The organism is Microcoleus sp. CAWBG58, from assembly GCF_020883045.1.
Classification (GTDB): domain Bacteria; phylum Cyanobacteriota; class Cyanobacteriia; order Cyanobacteriales; family Microcoleaceae; genus Microcoleus.
The window spans coordinates 1-20,306 of the sequence record NZ_JAHRFA010000014.1 but is presented as its reverse complement, the minus strand read 5'-3'; the positions used below and the strand labels follow the sequence as shown (position 1 = coordinate 20,306).

Annotated in this window: 14 protein-coding genes; 3 read left to right on the top strand and 11 right to left on the bottom strand. The window is 45.7% G+C overall.

Annotated elements, in window-relative coordinates; translation table 11 throughout:
• Positions 1–177: 177 nt before the first annotated feature.
• From QZ918_RS08535 to QZ918_RS08510, 6 genes are all read right to left on the bottom strand, one after another.
• Complete coding sequence (locus QZ918_RS08535) at positions 178–1,428, bottom strand: glycosyltransferase family 4 protein (protein WP_293144927.1); 1,251 nt, start codon at positions 1,426–1,428, stop codon at positions 178–180.
• 150 nt (positions 1,429–1,578) lie between these two features.
• Positions 1,579–2,505, bottom strand: coding sequence for a glycosyltransferase family 2 protein (locus tag QZ918_RS08530; RefSeq protein WP_293144924.1), 927 nt, complete (start codon positions 2,503–2,505; stop codon positions 1,579–1,581).
• A gap of 18 nt (positions 2,506–2,523) precedes the next feature.
• The gene (locus QZ918_RS08525; RefSeq protein WP_293144921.1) at positions 2,524–3,585 is read right to left on the bottom strand and encodes a hypothetical protein; all 1,062 of its coding nucleotides are present in this window, start codon (positions 3,583–3,585) and stop codon (positions 2,524–2,526) included.
• Between the two features lie 38 nt (positions 3,586–3,623).
• Positions 3,624–4,841, bottom strand: a complete 1,218-nt coding sequence (locus QZ918_RS08520) for a hypothetical protein (RefSeq protein WP_293144917.1) — start codon at positions 4,839–4,841, stop codon at positions 3,624–3,626.
• Positions 4,838–6,172 carry a flippase gene (locus tag QZ918_RS08515; protein ID WP_293144914.1) on the bottom strand — a complete coding sequence of 445 codons (1,335 nt, stop codon included), beginning with the start codon at positions 6,170–6,172 and terminating at the stop codon, positions 4,838–4,840. The genes QZ918_RS08520 and QZ918_RS08515 overlap by 4 nt, the downstream gene beginning before the upstream one ends.
• 119 nt (positions 6,173–6,291) lie before the next feature.
• Positions 6,292–7,710 carry an O-antigen ligase family protein gene (locus QZ918_RS08510; protein WP_293144911.1) on the bottom strand — a complete coding sequence of 473 codons (1,419 nt, stop codon included), beginning with the start codon at positions 7,708–7,710 and terminating at the stop codon, positions 6,292–6,294.
• 312 nt (positions 7,711–8,022) lie between these two features.
• Here QZ918_RS08510 and QZ918_RS08505 point away from each other — a divergent pair, with 312 nt between their 5' ends.
• The 3 genes from QZ918_RS08505 to QZ918_RS08495 all read left to right on the top strand — a co-directional run bounded on the left by QZ918_RS08505 (position 8,023) and on the right by QZ918_RS08495 (position 13,027).
• Positions 8,023–9,501, top strand: coding sequence for a polysaccharide biosynthesis/export family protein (locus QZ918_RS08505; protein WP_293144908.1), 1,479 nt, complete (start codon positions 8,023–8,025; stop codon positions 9,499–9,501).
• Positions 9,502–9,637: 136 nt separating this feature from the next.
• On the top strand, positions 9,638–11,983 hold the full coding sequence (locus QZ918_RS08500; RefSeq protein ID WP_293144905.1) for a GumC family protein: 2,346 nt from the start codon (positions 9,638–9,640) through the stop codon (positions 11,981–11,983).
• A 678-nt stretch (positions 11,984–12,661) separates the two neighbouring features.
• Positions 12,662–13,027, top strand: coding sequence for a response regulator transcription factor (locus QZ918_RS08495; RefSeq protein ID WP_039886668.1), 366 nt, complete (start codon positions 12,662–12,664; stop codon positions 13,025–13,027).
• A 64-nt stretch (positions 13,028–13,091) separates the two neighbouring features.
• Here QZ918_RS08495 and QZ918_RS08490 read toward each other — a convergent pair whose 3' ends face one another.
• The 5 genes from QZ918_RS08490 to QZ918_RS08470 all read right to left on the bottom strand — a co-directional run bounded on the left by QZ918_RS08490 (position 13,092) and on the right by QZ918_RS08470 (position 20,047).
• Positions 13,092–13,589: a hypothetical protein gene (locus QZ918_RS08490; RefSeq protein WP_293144902.1), complete on the bottom strand. Its 498-nt coding sequence runs from the start codon at positions 13,587–13,589 to the stop codon at positions 13,092–13,094.
• Positions 13,590–13,968: 379 nt separating this feature from the next.
• Positions 13,969–16,896: a PAS domain-containing protein gene (locus QZ918_RS08485; RefSeq protein WP_293333462.1), complete on the bottom strand. Its 2,928-nt coding sequence runs from the start codon at positions 16,894–16,896 to the stop codon at positions 13,969–13,971.
• Between the two features lie 233 nt (positions 16,897–17,129).
• On the bottom strand, positions 17,130–17,384 hold the full coding sequence (locus tag QZ918_RS08480) for a hypothetical protein (protein ID WP_293333459.1): 255 nt from the start codon (positions 17,382–17,384) through the stop codon (positions 17,130–17,132).
• 258 nt (positions 17,385–17,642) lie between these two features.
• A complete protein-coding gene (locus tag QZ918_RS08475) occupies positions 17,643–18,107 on the bottom strand; it encodes a response regulator (protein WP_293333456.1) in 465 nt (154 codons plus the stop codon).
• The gene (locus tag QZ918_RS08470) at positions 18,104–20,047 is read right to left on the bottom strand and encodes a sensor histidine kinase (RefSeq protein WP_293333453.1); all 1,944 of its coding nucleotides are present in this window, start codon (positions 20,045–20,047) and stop codon (positions 18,104–18,106) included. Before QZ918_RS08470 ends, QZ918_RS08475 begins: the two co-directional genes overlap by 4 nt.
• Positions 20,048–20,306: the final 259 nt, after the last annotated feature.

Below are 20,306 nucleotides of genomic sequence, written 5' to 3'. Positions count from 1 at the left end.
AGTATCAAGATATTTAGTCGATCGTTTATTTTTTGATTTTCCAGCTTTGCCCAGACTCTAATTGCCTGACGGAGTAATGGTAACAATCAACACGTCCGGTGTCCGAAAATATACTAATACACACCGAAAAATCGGCATTATAAATACCCTACAAGTTGTCAATTTAATTAGTTTTACTTACTTGGGAGGAAGGATAACTTCTTGATAAAGATTTTGATACTCGCGAGCTTGTACTTCTAAGGTAAACTTGGCTTCAACTTTCTCTCGTGCATGGCGACAAAGCTTTTGGTGCCGCTCACCATCTTCTAGCACCCAAGCAATCCCTCGCGCTAAATCCTCGCTATCATAGGGTTGGGCTAAATAGCCATTGTAGTGCCGATCGACAATATCCTTTAATCCCGTCACATCAAAAGCCACCACAGGCGTACCGCAAGCCAGTGCTTCCGATGCCGTCTGCCCAAAAGCTTCATAGCGCGAAGGTACAACCATCACATCCGCCGCGGCATAAACCTTTGACAAAGTAGTATCATCCAACCTGCCTAAATAATGAGTTTTGAAACCAACATCGATCGGGCTTTCAGGCTCAGCACATCCAAAAACCAACAGTTCAATCTTATCTTGCCAACCCGACTGACTGAGGCTTTGCAAAGCCGGAACCAGCAACGGAAAGCCCTTCCAGCGATCGCCCGTACCCTGCATCGCCCCAAACAACACCAACTGTTTATCTTGAGGCAAATTTAAACTATCCCTAACCTGCGGGCGGTTCAGCGGCTTGTAGAGTTCAGCATCAAGGCCATTTGCAATCACTTTCACTGGATAATTTTTCAACAAAGAACTAGATTTCGCGCATTCAGCCAACCAATGACTCGGAGTTACCAAAGTCAGATTCAAATTTTGCCAAGCCTCAGCTTTTCGCTGCCAAATCCAACGAGAAATATCAGCATCCTTACTGCTGTGCAGTTGCGGACAAGCACCGCAAGCATTAAGATAGCGATCGCAATTTTCACTGTAATGACATCCACCCGTAAACGCCCACATATCGTGCAGCGTCCAAACCACCGGTTTATTAAACTTAGCCAGGGTTTCAACCTGCATATAACCTTCACAAACCCAGTGCAAATTAATTACATCCGGATTAATTTTGGCAACTTCCGAGGCCAAAGAATCAGGAACCCACTGCGGCGAAAAAATTACCTGACCTAGTTTGGGATAAACTTTTAACGGCAATCTATTTAATTTTCCTCGGAGACTCTTAAACTTTTCTCCTAACCTTGTCGGCATCAACCGCACAGTTTCATCATCACTAAACTTATAACCAGCCAAAATTTCGGAATTCACCCCGATACTTTGCAAGCCCTTGTGCAGCCGATAAGTCGCCCTCGCAGCACCACCTTTAAGATCGTAATTACTCACCAGCAAAACTTTCATCCAAACATCCTCATTATCAAATCCCTTCTCCTCTTCTCTTTCTCTGCGCCCTCTGCGCCCTCTGTGGTTAAATCCTTAAAAATCCCCAACCAAATACCCAAATCCCCGACTCATTCAAAAAGTAGAATCTCTAAAAAACAGCATTTTTACTTAGATTTTCAAAATTTGTTTAAGTTTTCGCTGGACTTTCTTGACCAATTTCGGATCGTAATCATATAAACTCTCTTGAGTAAAGCGATCCGCTTGGGCATCGCGAATCACAAACGGAGGATGTTTTAGAGGAAAGGCGATCGGTTCCACAGACATATTGTTGTAGGGACTGTTGACATCATCCGTGTGAGTTCCCCCCGTTCCGTGTCCGATATTTGCAGCCAAATTGACATTAGACAAAATATTCAAACCATTTTGAATAAAACTCGCAAATGTCCACTGAAAATCCCACGTATCAATAGCTTTGTCGTAACACAACTGACAAGTTTTAGTCCAGATTTTAGCAGCATGAGCATCTTCCAATACATCCATCAAAAAATTGCCATCTCGCACCGAAGGCCACAGCTTCATATCTAGATCGTAGTGTCGCCAAGCTCGCCTCCAACTCGCCCAACTCCAGCAATGAGTGTAGCGAGAAAAGTAGTAGCTAAAATCAGTTCGCTGCTTGCCAAACTGCACGTTTTGACCGGATATCGACATAATTCGTTCGTCGTATCGGTAACGTTCCAGCAACTCTTCGGCAAAGTAGAAAAATGTAGTGTCAGGCAAACAATCATCCTCAATAATAATCGCCTCTTCCACCGTATCGAACACCCAATTCAACCCGCTAGAAACGCGATCGCGACAGCCCAAATTAGTCTCAGCATAGTTCCGCAAAACTTCGCATTCCCAATCTACCTGCTCAACAATTGCGCGAGCAGCAGCGCATTGCGCGTCTTCTCCCGGCTTGTCCGGCCGCGGCCCGTCAGCAACTACTAACAATTTTGACGGCTTGACTTTGCGAATTTCTGCGAATACTCTCTGAGTTTCTTCGGGACGTTTGAAAATAATAAATGCAACGGGGGTTTTTAACGGTCGATCGAACATTTACCCAACTCCACTATGCTAATTGCTGACAACACTTTTGACTTTTGACAATCTCCTTTTGATCCCAGAAATTCTATTGTCAAAAACATCCAAGACAGTCTTAGAAATATTGCGTTGTGGTATGCCAACATAACCCGCAACATATTTAGTAAACTGCTCTCCTAAAGGCAAATTCCAAAAATCTGATTGGGGATTAGAAACTTGTGCAAAAATTCGCTTAATTCCGTATCCTTTTTCTGCTGGCAAATGCCATATATCCATTTTTAAATCAGCCTCAGTTGCCGTATGGATTATCGGCGATGTCCACACTCGATTAAAATAAGCATTGCCGCTGCTGCGAGCATATCCCAGCTTGTTGTAAATGTAGGTGAGCATCTGCTCTTCTGTATTTAATTTTGTCTTTCCTTCGGCAAATCTTTGCAAGCAAGTCTCCCAGATCGAGTCTACTTCGTCGGACAATATTTTAATGTGTTTGCCACTTCCTACGATAAATTCTGCACCAAAATACTTGGGAGGCTCATCTACTTTATAGCCTAATTCCTCATAAATTTTCTGCATTTCTCGCCTGGTTAAACCGCTGATTTTTTTGTCTTCAGGCTCGTACAAATCGTAGGTAGCCAAACCTTGTTTTTCAATATCGGCAATTATGCGATCGGCGGAGTTTACCCACACGCAGTCAGAGTCTAAAGCTATACAGCGATCGTTTAACTCTGAATGATTTTTCAAATATTGAATAATGTCAAACTTAAAAAAGGTACTTCTGAATGCGGGGTAGTATTCCATTGGCGGCTGATAGGTAAATGGAATCTGGACAACCTTAACTCCAATTTTGTCAAAAAACTCAACGGTGTTAAAGCTTTCAATATTTGGAATGCGATCGGCATTCGTAAATAAAATATGCTGAGCTGTTGGGTTATGTCTAACGCTGGAAGCAAAATATACCACCGCACACCGCCAGTAAACTGATTGAAATTTTTCCGAAGAAGATTTAGCATCCGATCCTTGGGGATATTTACTTTCCTGGCCTTCTTCATCGCAGCACATTCCAGTAACTATATAAACAGAACCGCTGTCATTCATCGTGTCTATCTCCTGTTATATTTAAAGTGTGAAGTCAATTAAAGCCGTGAAGCGAAGCTATCCCTAAGGGAATCGCCCGTCATGTGAAAATAGAAATCCAAGCGCTTGATAATCATTTCAGAACCAATATGCGCTAAGTTTTTTAAGCTAGTCGCCAGCGGCAGATATCGATAGCGAAACGAAGACAGTCTGGGGTCTGTTTCTTGATATAAAATATCTTGAGCAAAGTTGCCCCACCTTTCATCGATCATATCGATCGTCATACCAGCGTGTCCCGAAGGCAGTAACATATTGGAACCGTGAATCCCAATCACCAAGCGACTCTCTGAATAAACCTGACACATTTCCCTCTCAGTTTTTTCATCGAACTTATCCACTCTGAAATCTTCTACCCACTCTGGAAAGCTAGTGTTTTTGCCTAAACCTACAACTGCAAACTTAGCTTCCGGTAGCAACTTTCGCATTTTTGCAAACAACCTCCGCACTTTCCAATTTTGAATACTTAAAGGAATTTGTAGCAAGTTAATTTTTCGGAAAATTTTGACAAGCAAATGCCGGCACCACAGCCGATCTTCCCGCCAAACAAAAGTAATTTTGTATTCTTCCTTATCAAAATCGTGTTTGGCAACCCCCGTAAATTTACTAATATCAAATTGACTGGGGTGAGAATAGGCTTCACTGATGTAAACTTCCTGGAAACGTTCTAACTGTTTGCTGACAAAAGCGTCAAAACTGGGATAGTGAGACTGACCATTTTTCAGCGATATAGGTACTGTCCAGACTTCAGCAACTCCTTCGGGAACCATCCACCTCATAAATTTTTGGACAATGACAATCAAACCAAATTCTGGGTGAGATTCTAAATGCCTCTGTGCGTTGAGCAACTTTAAAAGGCTGTGTCCGTACAGATAATCAATGCAGTTTAATACGATCACCCGATCGCAAGATTTGAAGATTTCTTGAGTAATTTCTAGGTGTTCGTTTTGAGGATTTTGGAGAGATTTGAGCAAGGGTTTTGCTAAAAATTCTTCCGCATATTTGTCATCGCTAAAAGTTGTTCCTTCAGCTAAGTTAATGCTGTAAGCAGTTTTAGCCGCGTGACCAATTCTCAACTCGTCAATGATTTCGCCACCTCCTGGAGACTCAGACACAACACAGATGCGGGAACCTTGCCACAATACTTTGACAGGTTTGAGTATTTGCCCAGAAGAGGGACAGTGCGATCGGTGTTCGAGCTTGGGTTTAATTTCAATCATTTGATCAATCCTATCAGCCTGGATGCAGCCTTGTATAAATTCAGCGAATTCAGAATTAAATTACCAAAAGGTCTCAGTTCTTTAATCAAAAAGTTGACTAAAATAATTACATAGAAATAAGTAATTAAAGTTGCCACAGTTGCTCCAAAAGCTCCATATTTAGGAATTAGTAGAGAGTTCAATACTATGTTAAAAAATGAGCCAATAAATGTCAAGTAAAGACCGTATCGCAGTTGACCTTCTAAAGCAAAATAGGTATTTCTAGCGATGCCGAAGTTACTGCCAAATTGAGCCCAAACGTAGATTGACAATACCCTGGCTGAGTCTGTATATTGAGCGCCGTAGAGAGTTTGGACTATGAAAGGAGCTAGCAGAGAGATTGGTAATGCCACTCCCAACCACAAAAATAACATGGCATCTGAGTAAATCTGAAAGTTTTTTAAGTATTCGCCATAATTTTTTTCTCTTAACTGTGCGAGTTTCGGGAAAATAGAAGAAGCGATGATCACAGGCAAAAAATCACATATTTCTGATAGTTTGACTGCAACTGCATAATATCCTAACTCAGTTTTATTTATAGAACCGAGCATGATTTGATCGATTTTGGAATAAATAAAAACCGCCAAGCCTGAAAGCACCAGCGGCCAACTTTCGTGAAGCAGTTCTTTACCTCGCTGCCAACTGACTCGCCACAGCTTTAAATCATTTCCCTTGTTTTGATAGACAATTGCGATCGCCAATCCGGCTAATGCTACCTCTCCCAACCTGATCCAAGCAAAAGCAATCAGTGGTGCTTTGAGTTGAATTAATCCGATTCTGAGTCCTGCAACCAGTAATGATACGCAATTTTTAGCGAGAACTGTATACTTAGATTGAACTTGAGATTGAAACCAAAAATTTATTGTTTCAAAGGACTGAAAAATCGTGCCGGCGGCGATAATCCCTACCAGCCAACGAGTTAAGCTGTCATTGGGATTCTGTATTGAAATCACTGTGACAGTGAGCAGTAAAGTGATGATTCCGCCTGCTAATTGTATGGCAAAAGCAGTCCCTAGAGTCTCTTCTTTGCAGTCGGGATTGCGAGCAATGTCTCGCACTACCAGAGTACCCAATCCCATTGTTGCCACCGAGGAAAACAGCGAAACAAAGGCGATCGCATAATTGATTAAGCCAAATTGTTCCGGGCCCAGATATCGTGCTACCCACACTCCCACCAGCAGACCCAGACTCATCTGCAAAATTTGGTCAGTCAACAGCCAAGCCAGGTTGCCGAGTACCTGGCGGAGGCCGGGGCCGAGCTTTTGACTGACCGCATTTAGCTTATCTAACATCAGAAAGTTTTCAGTCCTTGTCAGAAATAAATATACTTTTCGAGCGTTGGGGGATTAATCAAAAACCAGGCTCATTAATATAGTATATCATAGTTCGAGCAATTTTTAACTTCTGCAAGTTAATCATGATTCAATCTGGATGAAGATGGCGCCACCAAATCGCCTCCGGAAATACGCCGGTTGCTGGATGGAGATTTGCCACTATCGATACTGAGTCTAACTGTTATTAACACGTAGGCAAGCCAGACATCCCCAATATCACATAGAGAACCTTCAGTTAGGTTGTTCAAAACAATAAAAACTAAGTAAATAATCGGTATTCCCGCTTGAGATAGCGGGCTGCGGCTCAGTTGGCGGACGGCAAAAATCAGATTTGTAAACACAGAAATTATGATTAGGGCCAGTCCTGGATAGCCGAAAGAGAGTAAGACTGCTATGGAGCCATTATGAGCAGTTTTAGGTTGAAATCCACTCGTAGTATATATATAATAAGCTGGGGTCTCCTTTCCTATTAATGCTTGTTGAAAAAATCCCTCAAATCCATAGCCAAACCAAGGACGCTGGTTGGCTGCCGCGATTAATTGCGGCCAGAACTCCGTGCGTCCTGTCAAAGTCAAATCTTTTCCTAAACCTCCGACAACAATGGATTCCAAATTGTCCATTATATAAACGCTACCTATGATACCGAAGATCGTAAAGCCGACAATACAAGTAAATGCCCATTGAAACTTTAACTTGCTCAAAAAGCTTAAGGATGATACTACAACTATGAGCATCAAACTATTAACTAAAGAACCCCCAGAGCTAGTAGTTCTAACCAAATAAAAGGAAAAAAACATGAATGCCAGAGCTATCCAGCGTTCTTTCTGAGTTTTCGCACCTTGGGAATAGTGCAGGTACCAAAGTGCTGTACTTACTACCATCATGCTGCCCAGAGAATTTTTGTGACTGGTAATTCCTGACAATTCCCGTGTCACATTCGGGTAGCGCAAAAAACTAACTATACCCACCGAGGTATAACCCCATCGCACTAGGGCTGATAGTTCGTGCCACTCATATCGCGCACCTATATAAAAACTCACAACCGTAAAACCTGTAAATGCTATCCCCGCTTTCAGCGTAATATCAGGAACTAGCGACCACAGTGTCGATGTTATTGGTAGCCAACAATATAGCGAAAAACCCGGATTTCTCAGCACCACAAATAACAATCCTTCGACAAGTTGGTGTTTACAAAAATTAATAAATCTTCCACATAAAATAAAAACCATCCAGGGATAAAATATATAAGGAAGCTGCTTAATTACTCCACCCTCAGGGTCAGTGATATTGATAAAGTGCATATAATTAAAAGGAGGTACATTAACATGAGTAGACATGAAAATGTACAGAACGGCAAACCACTTTTCTAAAGTAATACCAATTTGTTTTTTGCTGGCAATCTGAAATATCAACAGAGTGATCGCCAAGCCACTGACACCCAATATCATCAGCAACAAATTATTGCTGAGCATGAGTTCCTTAATCATTCTCGCCATAAATATCTACCCTCTCTGAGAAAAATATCAATTTAGCAGCGGGCTAATTCCACCAAAATAACAATAAACCGAGGCATTTGTCGCTGGCGATCTTTCTATATAAGCTGCTGCTGCTCTAAAGTGTTGGTTGGTTGGGTATGAGGAGAGGGGTTGGGGAATGCCGAGGTTTTTTTATTCTGCCTTCTAGATAATTGCCGGGAGGGGGAGGGGAAGAAAATTTGATGATTTTTTTCTTTGTATCTGCGATCGACATTGCTTTTCAACGATCGGCGATTAAACTGGTGAATGATCCTCAAATAAAATAAGTAGTCTGTGGTTAACACTGATTTTTCCAAACAAGTAAACCCGCCAGTCTTGGGTTTGACGTTGTGGACGATCGCCTGCGCGAGTATTTCCCTCGGGTTCCCGATTGGTGCAACAGCGCAACTACCATTGCGTCCTGGCGCAGTCACAACACCTGTCGGCGTTAGAAGATCGCCCCAAAGCTACAAACTCGGTGGTGGCGATCGCATCCAAGTAGAAATACTCGAAGTACCAGAGCTCACCCGTGGCTACGAAGTCCTCTCAGACGGTTCTGTTAACCTCCCGCTGATCGGTCTGATCTCGATCCGCGGCCGTACCTTAGTCGAAGCCACCACCATCATCCGCAACGCCTACCGCCGCATCCTCAAAGATCCGATAGTTACAGTCAGCCTCATCGCCGCCCGCCCCCTCAACGTCGGCGTCATCGGAGAAGTCACCAGACCCGGAAACTTCACGATTACCCTCACTCCAGGCCCGGGGGTCGCGCCCAGCGTCCAGTACCCAACCGTCACCCAAGCCCTCAGACTCGCAGAAGGTGTCACTGGCGTCGCCGACATCCGCAACATCCGCGTCCGCCGTCCCCAACCCGACGGCCCCGACCAAGTGCTTAGCGTTAACCTGTGGAAATTCTTGCAAGAAGGAGACATTTCTCAAGATATCATTTTGCAAGACAGAGACACGATTGTGATCCCTACCGTCGCGAACTTCAACCAAGCAGAGGCGCGCCAATTTGCGATCGCCAACTTCTCGCCGCCGCCGGAAAAACCCCGATCGATCTCCATCGTCGGCCAAGTAACCCGCCCGGGGGCTTACGTAGTCATCGGCGGCAACACCAATAGCGACCTCAGCCGAGAAGGATTTCCCACCGTCATTCGCGCCATCCAGCTTGCGGGCGGAATTACCTCCGAAGCCGACATCCGCCAAATTCAAGTGCGCCGCGTCACCAGAAAAGGCGAACAAATCATTCCAGTCAACCTGTGGCAATTCCTAGAGTCTGGCGACGGCGCCCAAGATACCATCCTCCAGCAGGGAGACACCATCATCGTTCCCAAAGCAACTATCGTCAACCCCGCAGAAGCTGGCGTGCTGGCTAGCACTAACTTTGCTCCTTCCGGCATTAACGTTTATGTAGTAGGAGAAGTCAGAACATCTCTCGATCCCTTGAGGCTGCCACCTAATGCCACCCTCAATCAAGCTTTAGTTTCCAGAGGATTTTTTGGCTACGAGAATACGAGAGCTAGAAGGAATAAAATTGAGCTAGTCCGCCTCAATCAGGACGGTACTGCTACTAAACGGACGATCGAAGTCGATTTAACTCAAGGCATTAACGAAGAAGTCAATCCTCAACTTCGGAACAACGACATGATTATCGTATCCCGCAGCGGTATCGTCAACTTCATAGACCGCATGAACGCGATCGTCGGGCCTGTCGCACCAGCTACCGGAGTGTTAAATTTTATAAACGTTCTCCGAAGTTTATTTAGGTAAGAATGTTGCTGGTGAGGTGGATAATTCCTGCGAAAGGCTAGAATAAATTAAACAATAGAATTTCTGGCGTCGCGGCGTGGCAGCTTCAAAAATATCAACATCAAAAATATAAACCTCAAGAATACCCAGGCTGAATATGGATAGCAGACAAGATTACCAACCCTTCACACCCAAATCTAATGGCAAACTGCCCGACTTCTCGGCTCAGAACTACAGAGATAGGTTCGTCGAGGAGACAGAGGAAGAAAAGCTAGACTTGTCGTGGCTGTTAGGAGTCCTGCGCCGCCGTATCCTGGTGATGGCAGCAGCCACAATTGCTTTGAGCGCCCTCGCAGGAACAGGGATCGTCACCGCTTCTAAACGGATAACGCTGGAGTATGAAGGCTCATTTTCTCTGTTAGTAGAACCAGCAACCGCTGAAGGTTTGCTATCCAAACAATTAGACAATACCGTCGCTGCCGACTTAGCAAAAATTAATATAGAAGGAATTAGTTTAGTAGATTACGAAACCCAAATTAGGATTTTACGCAGCCCCAAAATGATGCAGCCAGTGCTTCAAGATTTGCGAGCTTGGAATCCCAACCTAACCTACAGCGAACTGATGACAAAACTGTCGATCAGCCGCGTCAGCTACGGAAGAGATGGCAAACAGCAAGGCACAAAAATTTTAGAAGTTCGCTACAAAGATCCAGACCCAAATAAAATTTACGGTGTATTGGATAAGGTTTCTAAAGCTTATCTAGAATATAGCTTGCAGCAGCGGCTGACGGGCATCAATCAAGGTATTAAATTTATAGACATGGAGATGCCCAAGCTCCGAGAAAGAGTCGAAGTTTTGCAACTGCAAGTCCAAAGACTGCGCCAGAATAGCAACTTGTTTGAGCCGCAGCTAGAGGGAAAATCTCTGTCAGAACAAGTTCAAAGCATTCGGGGACAGCAAGTAGGACTCCAGGTACAGTTAAAAGGGATGCGTAATCTCTACCAAAGCTATCAAAATTTACTGGATAAAAATAACCCCATTGGCGTATTGATGACCCAAGGACAAGCTTACGGCGGACTGTTATCTCAAATCCAGAAAATAGACTCAGACTTGTCCCTGAAATTAGCTCAGTATAGAGATGACAGTTTGCCTGTTTTAGCACTGCGAAAAAGCCGGGAAGAACTGGTTTTAACAGCGACTCAACAAGCAAAAGAAGTGGTGATGGGAAATTTGTCAAGCCAAATCAAAGAAGTTGAGGCGCGCGATCGCGAAATGACTGCTTTGCAAAAGGCTCTCTACCAAAAAATTAGAAATTTCTCAGTAACAACGAGACAATACGACAATTTAGTGCGGGAACAACAAGTTGTTACTAAGAGTTTGTCGGACTTTTTGGCAAAACGGGAAGCCTTGCGGATTGATGCAGCTCAGCAGCAAATACCCTGGGTGCTGATCAATCCTCCGGAAATTCCACTAGACAAATTCAACAGGCCGATCCCATCTACAGTCAAACAAACCAAAAGACAGTTAGCATTGGCAGTAATTTTAAGCAGTCTGCTGGGCATAGCAGTCGGCTTGCTCGTAGAGGTGCTAAATACTGTTTTCCACACTCCAGAAGCGCTGAGAATCGCCACAAAATTGCCGGTGATCGGGGTGATTCCGTTTAGCAAAAAAGTCAGGCGCAGACCGCCAGCGAGGCAGAGGAAACTAACTTCGGCTCGCTCGTCGTCGAAGTCGCAAGTGCAAGTTCTCGAATCCCTCGACACTGAACCTACTCCTCCGACGCTCATCGGGGGGCAAAGTATTTTTAGGGAGTTGGACTATCAATTTTTAGAAGCATTTCGATCGCTCTACACTAATATTCACTTGCTCAGTGCAGGTACGGCAATTCGATCGCTCTTAGTGAGCTCGGCCGTGGCTGGAGACGGCAAATCTACAGTAGCTTTGCACCTGGCTGCCATAGCAGCAGCAGTCGGACAGCGAGTATTGTTAGTAGATGCAGATTTGCGCTGCCCGCAACTGCATACTAAGCTAGGACTGCCGAACGTGCGCGGGCTAGCCGATGCCATTTCCACGGATCTCAGCCTCAACGACGCGATTCAGCGAGCTTTGAATCAAGACAATTTGTTCGTACTCACCGCAGGACAAATTCCGCCCGATCCGATCAAGCTGCTTTCTTCCAAAAAGATGCAGTATCTGATGGAGCAGTTTCAAGCATTTTTTGACTTAGTGATTTATGACACCCCACCGCTAGCCGGCTTGGCAGACGCCCACTTGATCGCAGCTCACACCGACGCTACGATTATGGTCGTGCAAATTGCCAAAACAGACCGAGCGCAAGTTCGCAAAGTTTTAGAAGAATTAAAAATTTCTGGAGCTTCGGTTTTGGGAATCGTGGCTAACGGCTGCAAAAACGATCCTAACAGTTACCGGCAGCGCTCGGTCGGTTTAGACACGCTCTACGACCAAAAACTATCGGCTTTAGGTACAAAAAATCAAAATTAGACAAATTTCGATCCCAGCGGCGCCGTGCCGCCCTCCTCTACCCGAAATGCACAACCAACCTGCACCATCATTTTTTGACCGAAAGACGAGCCTCCCGTGCCCCGGGCGGCGCGACATGGGGATAAGTCGGTAGCGGTTTCAACCGCCGTGTATAATCAACAGAAGCGAAAAGTGAGTAGGAATAACATAAGAGCGGATTGAAGTACCCTAGTAGGTCGCAATCCCAGCAACGGACAGATCCAACTAGAGTTGGAATAGTTAAAGGGCAAATAATGGCAGGGTATGGAGCGTTCAAACTTAGACACACGAAGGACTCAGAAAGTATACGCAATCTCAGCTTAGAGCTGTTTGAGTGAGTAGGGGGATACTCTTATTGTCCCCTTAGATCCTTGATTGGTGGGCAAGAATCCCCCGGCTTCAGACGTGGGGAGGTTCAAAAACGTACCATTTGAGAAAGAAAATGATAGACTAACGGACATAGCCTCGTGTGTCAACCGAGATTGCGCGGATATTTGATTCGCGGTAATTCTTTAAAAAATGATTGGGAAATCAGCAAAAGTGGGTAAACTACATCTAGCAGAGCGCAATCTCAATCAGGAAAAGACACCTTTGAAGGTGAACGTTAATGCAAACGTTAATGTGAACGTTTCAACCCAGAAACTTGGTAGGGATTATTCTATGAGTACAGTTATGGTTGTTGATGATAGCGTCACTCTGCGGGAGATGATCGCCGACTTGCTCAAAGGTAGAGGACTCAACGTCACCGTAGCTAGTGATGGCGTAGAAGCTCTGGAGCAAATCAAAGCCAACCGCCCGGATTTAGTCGTTCTGGATATCGTGATGCCCCGGATGAACGGCTACGAAGTCTGTCGCCGGCTCAAGAGCGACCCCAAAACTCAGAATTTGCCCGTGGTAATGTGTTCGAGCAAAAGCGAAGAGTTCGATCGCTACTGGGGAATGAAACAAGGAGCTGACGCTTACATCGCCAAGCCCTTTCACCCTCAGGAATTGGTGGGTACCATTAAGCAACTGCTGCGCGGTTGAAGTAGAGGAAGAGGGACAGAAAAAAATGTCTTGAGTGGTTCCAATTTCTGATCCCGCAGCCTCTCTAAACTACTCGATTGACAATAGTCCAAACATCCCCGTCCGATCGCACGTAGGGTACAGAAATACTCTTAAAACCCGTAATAAAAGGCTTGTAATAAACCTGCCAGTAGCTGGGGCTAATTTGGTCGGCAATGGCTTTAAGTTCCTTCACTTCTCCCGCCAATTGGGCTGCCAGTTCGTTAATCCGTTCCGCGTGTCCGCGAGCGAGCTCTCTTCCCTCTTCAACTTGCTGCTCCATTGGACTCATTCTTTGCAAGTTTACCGATAGCTGTTGTTTCTGATTCAGTTGAACAGACAGAGCTGCGATCGCATCATCTATTCCCTTGACTTCTGCCGACACTTGTGCTGTTTCCCTCGCGTGACGGCGGTAAGCATCAGCGATGGCTTGGGGCGAATCCCCCGCTGGGGCGATCGCGCCAGTGCTAAGCTGTTGGCGTTCGCGGCGCAAGGCCTCAATCTGAGAGCAAATTGCTTCTATGTCTGTCTGAAGTTTGTCCACTTCTTATTTATTGCGTGGTTTTTGGATATTTTAGCATATTAACACAAACCAATCATTCGATCGGCATTTTATAAAAGGTTTGTAGTGTGGACTTTAGTCCGCAACATATCTGCGGACTAAAGTCCACACTACGAACCAATTTGATTGAGGTTTGATCGTTCGGACTTTATTAGTGAGATTTTGATGCGGACTAAAGTCCACACTACGAACCAATTTGATTGAGGTTCGATCGTTCAGACTTTATTCCTAGATTTTGATGCGGACTAAAGTCCTCACTACGAACGAATTTGATTGAGGTTTGTATCGAGGACTTTATTCCTAGGATTTTGATGCGGGCTAAAGTACTCACTACTAACATAATTACTAATGATTAATTGAATTATTTTAAATTGTTAGCGCCGGCACGCCTCAAACTGACTACAGCCTCCACCAAGACATCGGGCTGTACGGGTTTAGTCAGATGCCGATCGTAACTAGCTTTCAAAGCCCGATCGCGGTCTTCATCTCTAGCATAGGCCGTCAGGGCGATCGCCCGAAACTTCCTGCCGCTTTGGGTTGCCAGAGAACGCAGCCTTAACAGCAGCGAATAGCCGTCTTCCTCAGGCATTCCGATATCGCTGACCAAAACATCCGGCACAAACTCCGAAGCCACCTCAAACGCTTCAGCAGCACAGGATGCAGCCCTGACAGCCGCCCCGGAATCGCTCAAGACAAACATCATAAATTCCCGCGAATCCACCTCGTCATCAACCACCAAAACCTTGACTCCCTGTAAATTACCACCGCCAGCCAACAGCGACGCTTCCTCACGGGCGATCGAATTTACCGGAATCGAAGGGAGGCGGAAAGTAAAAGTCGAACCCATATCCAGTCCCGGACTCTGGGCCCAAACCCTGCCGCCGTGGAGTTCCACCAACTGCCGGACGATCGCCAGACCCAGCCCCAAACCGCTATAATTGCGAGTAATCGTAGCATCCGCTTGCCGGAAAGACTCAAACACGTAGGGCAAAAAATTCGCAGCAATCCCAATTCCGGTGTCGGTAACAGTTAGCTCAACCTCCGAATCTAATCGCTGCAAGCGTATTTCCACTCGCCCGCCGCGCGGCGTAAACTTAATCGCATTCGTCAACAAATTCCAAATTATCTGCTGCAAGCGGCCGGGGTCTCCCGATACCAAAAATCTCGGATTTAACGGAGATTCGCGATCGCCAGAAACCTCTTTGAGCGGGCAAAATTCAGCAGTATCCCAGCCCAAATCTAGAATTGCCAACTCCACGTCGATCGACTTAGCATCGGCCGCCAACCGCACCGTATTTACCGCTCCTTCCACCATCGAAATCAAATTTACGGGACAAGGATTTAAAGTCAATTTGCCGCGAATAATTCTCGAAATATCCAGCAAATCCTCAATCAATTGAGTTTGCAATTTAGCATTGCGCTCGATTGTTTCCAAAGCCCGAGCAGTAGCAGCCGGACTAAAACTGCGGTGTCGCAGCAGTTGCGCCCAGCCCAAAATCGCGTTTAAGGGCGATCGCAACTCGTGAGAAAGAGTTGCTAAAAACTCGTCTTTCATGCGATTTGCTTGCTGAGATTCCTCATAAAGCCGCGCGTTTTCGATGCTTGCCGAAACTGCCTGAGCCAACTGCATTAAAATATTTTCGTCATCTTCCCCAAACTCCCCCTCATACTTGTCCGACAACTGAATCAATCCCATATTTTTGCCATCGCGAGCCGTCAGCGGTACCGCCAGCCAGCCCCGCATCGGCGGGTGCTTGTCGGCAGCCTTGCCGAACTTCCGCCACGCCTGGTGAGCCTCTAACTCGCTTTGAGTCATCCGCATCGCCTGTTGGTGCCGGCAAACTTCCTGATAAATGCCCGTACCGTCTGGCTCTTCGCAGTAATCTTGCCACTGGGCGTATTTTTCGGATAGGGAAAACTTGCTAATTCCAACATCCCAGTGGGCGGAAGGGCTGAGGTTGACGGCTGCTTGGTGGACTTCCAGAATGGAGCGGGCGCTATCTGCTGCTAACTGAACGATGTCTGCTACCGAAAGCATGGAGTGGAGCGCAACTGAGGCGGAGGTTAACTTTTGCAGGCGGTGCAAATACGATCGCTCGCGCGCCAAAGCTTGGGAGCGATCGTATTCTAACTGTTTGCGAGCGGTAATGTCGATCGCAACGCCGAACAGCCGCACAGGTTTACCGGATGCGTCAAAAACCACCCGCCCTTTGTCGTGAAGCCAAATCACCGAACCGTCGGGGCGCTTTTGGCGGTGTTGCGAGTCGTAAACTCCCGAGCCGTTGAGTGCGGCATCCAAATCTGCAAAAAAGCTGTCGCGATCGTCTGGATGCACCGCATTCTTTTTTTCCTCCAAAGTACCAACGGCGCTCTCCGGGAGAAAACCTATCTCTGTTTGGGCATTGGAAAAACGGCGGATTTCGGCGGAAACAAAATCCCAAGAAAAAGCAACCGTGTTAGCTGCTTCCAGGGCAAAGCGCAAATTTTCCTCGCTTTCCTGTATTCTGGCTTCGGATAACTTGCGATCGGTAATATCCCAAACCACGCCGATCGATCGCACCGATTGACCAGTACCATCATAAAAATACTTGCCCCTAGCCGCGATCCAGTGCAAGCTATCGTCGGGCCAAATCACTCTAAATTCGTGCTGGTATTCTATCTTGTTTTCTAAAGAAAAGGCGATCGCGCGAGCAATAGAATCGCGATCGTCTGGGTGAACGCAGGCCAAAAATGCTTCATAAGTTCCCAAAAAACTGCTTTTTTCCAACCCGAATAACAGTTCGTGTCCCTCCGACCAAACCACCTCGCCAGTTAATATATTCCAATCCCAAGTTCCCATTTGCGAGGCGCAGATAGCCACCCTCAGCCTTTCCTCAGAAATTGCCAACTGCGCCGAAGTTCTCGCGTAATTCTCCCGCAACTGCTGTTTTTCCAAACTTTCGCGCACGGCGGACGCCAGCCGATTGAAGTGCCGCCCTTTGAACACGTAATCGCTCAAACCCGCTTTCATCGCTTCGACTGCCACTTGTTCGCTCCCGCTGTCGGTACACATAATTACCGGACAATTTGGATACTGACTTTGAACTTGTTTCAGAATAGTTAATCCGTCGCTCCAGCGCACTTGGTAATCGGTAATTACCATGTCAAAACCCCCGACGACAAGGATTTGCTCGAGACTTGGGGCATCTATCGCCGACTTAACTTCTAAATCGGGCAAAGTTTTTCTCAGTTCTCGCTCGATCATCAGGCGATCGTTCGGGTTGTCGTCGATCAACAGAATAGACAGCATGGTTTTTGGGCTTTTTGTATTGGCACAAACATTCTTGAATCTAAGAATATGTTATTGAGGAATCCCGTTATTTCAATATTTAGTGCTAATTAACTATCCTCGGATTTTTTTCATTGTATTTGCTTGTATTTTATTATATCTCACAGATTATGCTGTCGGTAGTTTTTTCCCAGTATTTGCTAACAGATACATAACCTAATGTCTTCTCTCGAACCTTGTGGGTATTATATTAGTCAATGCCTTGCTTCAACTGTTGACAGTTGAGAGTTGACAATTGACAGTTGACTTTTGAGGGCAACCTCTACCCTTAAGTCCGAGGATTGGAGTAATGAATAGTCTAATTTTAATTTCTCCGTCAAACGCGGGCGGGCTTTCAACCAATTCTTTCTGGTAAAAATCCCAGCCTTACGATTTTCGAGGTTGATTAGCCTCCCGTCAATCTTGGATTCATCGCACAGGAACAGATGATACAGGACTCGCCACCTCAAGACCAACTTCTACCAGTTTTGATTTGATTATATTTGAGATTAAAGAATTGGGAATGACTGATGACCACCCAAAAATGGATACAAGCCCACGACAGCAGAAGTGGAGATTACAAAATCTTATACCAAAGTTCAAACTCCCAGATTCACGGCGCTACAAGTAAATCTCAAACTTGTACAGCCAAGTCGAAGTATCTCAAATCTCTCGTTACGAGGAAAAGTCTGACAACGAGGAAATAAACCGTAAAAATTGGGATAACGCTACGATAAACCAGAAAATTCTATAGGATCCGGCAGTTCGGTCTGGTTGAGCCAATACTCGCCAAAACTCTGCATCATGTCCGATAAAGAAGCAAATCCGACAGGTTTAACCAAATAAGAATTAACCCCTAGATCGTAAGCTTGATTGACATCTAATGTTTGCCTCGAAGATGTAAGAACAACCACAGGTAAACGTTTTAGTTGCGGCTGCTGTTTGACCCAACTCAGAACCTCGTGACCCGATCGCCTGGGCAACTTCAAATCTAGTAAAATTATCGCAGGTAAAGGATAGCGCTCGCGATCGCTGTATTCTCCATCACCATTTAAATAAAAAACCGCTGCATCTCCATCTCGGACAATTTGCAGCGAAGTATTAGTAAAAATCCGATCGCGAAACGCCCGCTGCATCAACAGAATATCAACGGGGCTATCTTCCACCAGCAAAATCGTCTGCCTTTGGCTCATCCTTTCCTCAGTTGTATCCAAAATCGACTGCCTTGTCCTAATTGAGATTCCACACCAACTTGACCCCCCATGCGATCGACTGCTTTTTGTACAATAGCTAATCCTATACCAGTTCCGGGATAGGACTCGATACCGTGAAGCCGTTCAAAGACGCGAAAAATCCGTTTTTGATGTTCAGGAGCAATACCGATGCCATTGTCTTCTACCCACAGACGAATGATGCGATCGTCTTCGTTGGCTTTGATAGCAGGCAATTGGCCAGTGCTAATCAATAACTGCGAATGCTCCCACTTTTCCACTGTCCCCCTTTTCCATTCTCCCGCAGTCTGTCTGTCTGTCTCTCCTTCTGGAGGCAGTTGAATTTCCTCAGCCCATATCTGCACTTGCGGCGATGCGCCTGCCACAAATTTTATAGCATTGGCGAGCAAATTTGCGATGACTTGAACTAAAGTAACGCGATGGGCAATTACCCGCAATAAGGGCGATCGCACGCTGATGCGAGCACCGTTGGACTTAGCATCGGCTTGTACCATAGCAATTGCCTCAGTGACAGCAGATTCTAACTCTACAACTTGCAGCGATAAATCAGTGCGGCTCAGGTGGCTGTATGCTAGCAAATCTTGGATCAAATCTTCTAATTGTTGCCCAGAATTTACAATTTGCTGGGCATATTCTTGACCGAGTTCGTCAAGGATTTCGCCGTAATCTTCTAACAAAGCTTCAGCCAATCCCTGCATTCCCCGCAAGGGCGCGCGCAAATCGTGGGCGACGGTATAGGTGAAAGCTTCTAATTCTTCGTTAGCTCCTTGCAGTTGATTGGTGCGGAGTTCGACTCGCTGTTCTAACGTAGCGTTGAGCATCCGAATTTCCGCTTCTGCTTGTTTGCGTGCAGTGATATCAATGGCGGTACTAATTACTAAACTTCTGCCGTCGGAAAGCTTGCCTAAAGGTGCAGAATAAAAGTCCCAAATTCGTTTTTCACCCCTGGCTGTGGTAATTATATATTCACCTTCAGAAAGGCGCGAGTTTAATTTGTGCAGCCAATTAATATTTGCTTTCACTAGGGATTTGCGGCTGCCGTAAGCTTTTTCTGTCCAATCTTCAATTGTAGGAATTTCTGAGGATTTGTAGCCTGAAAATTCTGTCCAAGCGGAGTTAATTTGCAAAACTTCTCCGTTTTCAGCGTGCAGCATAATTGGCAGTGGAGCGTTAACAATGGCGAGGCGGAAACGTTCTTCGGTTAATTGCAGGGAATTGCGATCGTGTTCTAGTTGTTCTAAAAGTTGATTTTGCTTGATTTGGGCATTGTCGCGCAAAATGCGATCGCGCTGCACCAAATAGTAAACCAACACCAGCAACAGCCAATCTACTACAGCAGCAACGGTAAAAGTCAGGATTGTCAGATTAGCGCTGGCTTGGGATTCTCGGGCGCGCTGTTGCAATAGCTGATTTTCTGCCACAATCATCACAGCTACCTGCTGTCGAATCCCATCCATGATTTGCTTTCCCCGATCGGTTTTTACTTGCTGCATGGCTGCTGCTAAGTTTTTTTTGCGCCGCAGATTGATGGTTTCCTCAAGTTCGGCTAATTTAGAGTCGATCGCAATTTTTAATTGACGAGTTCGCTGTTGCTGCTGCTTGTCAACTATTAGCTCCTGCAATCCGACTACTTGTACGTTGACACCAGCGATCGCGCTGTAATATGGTTCCAAATACCGTTCTTCTCCCGTGAGCAAATAGCCGCGCTGTCCAATTTCAGCATCTTTTACCGTCGAAAGTGTGACTTCGAGTTCAGTTAACACTCGGTGAGTGTGACTCACCCAGGCTTCATTTTCGACTAACTTCAGAGTATTGCGGTAGGAAGTTGCCGCATTAAAAATTAGCATTCCCAAGGCGATGCCGATGCCTGCGGTGATTTGGCGAGTCAGCGATTTGTTCATGAAATAGTCGGCGCGCGAGTCCCGCTTTTTTTTGTTTTAGCTCGCTGCAGGCGATGAATTTTCTGCTCGGGCAGACACGGCGGCCAAAGCAGATAAATTTAAGGCTCAAATTTGCGATCGTCTTGTTTCTAGTTTAGGGCTTGCTGAATAAGCCTAGAACCCTTGCCTGAAAAGGCTTTGACTTGTGTTCGGTGCCCATCAAGTGTAAGACTATGAGGTAAAATTAGTCAAAAGCCATGCACAGCAGCACTTTCGTTCA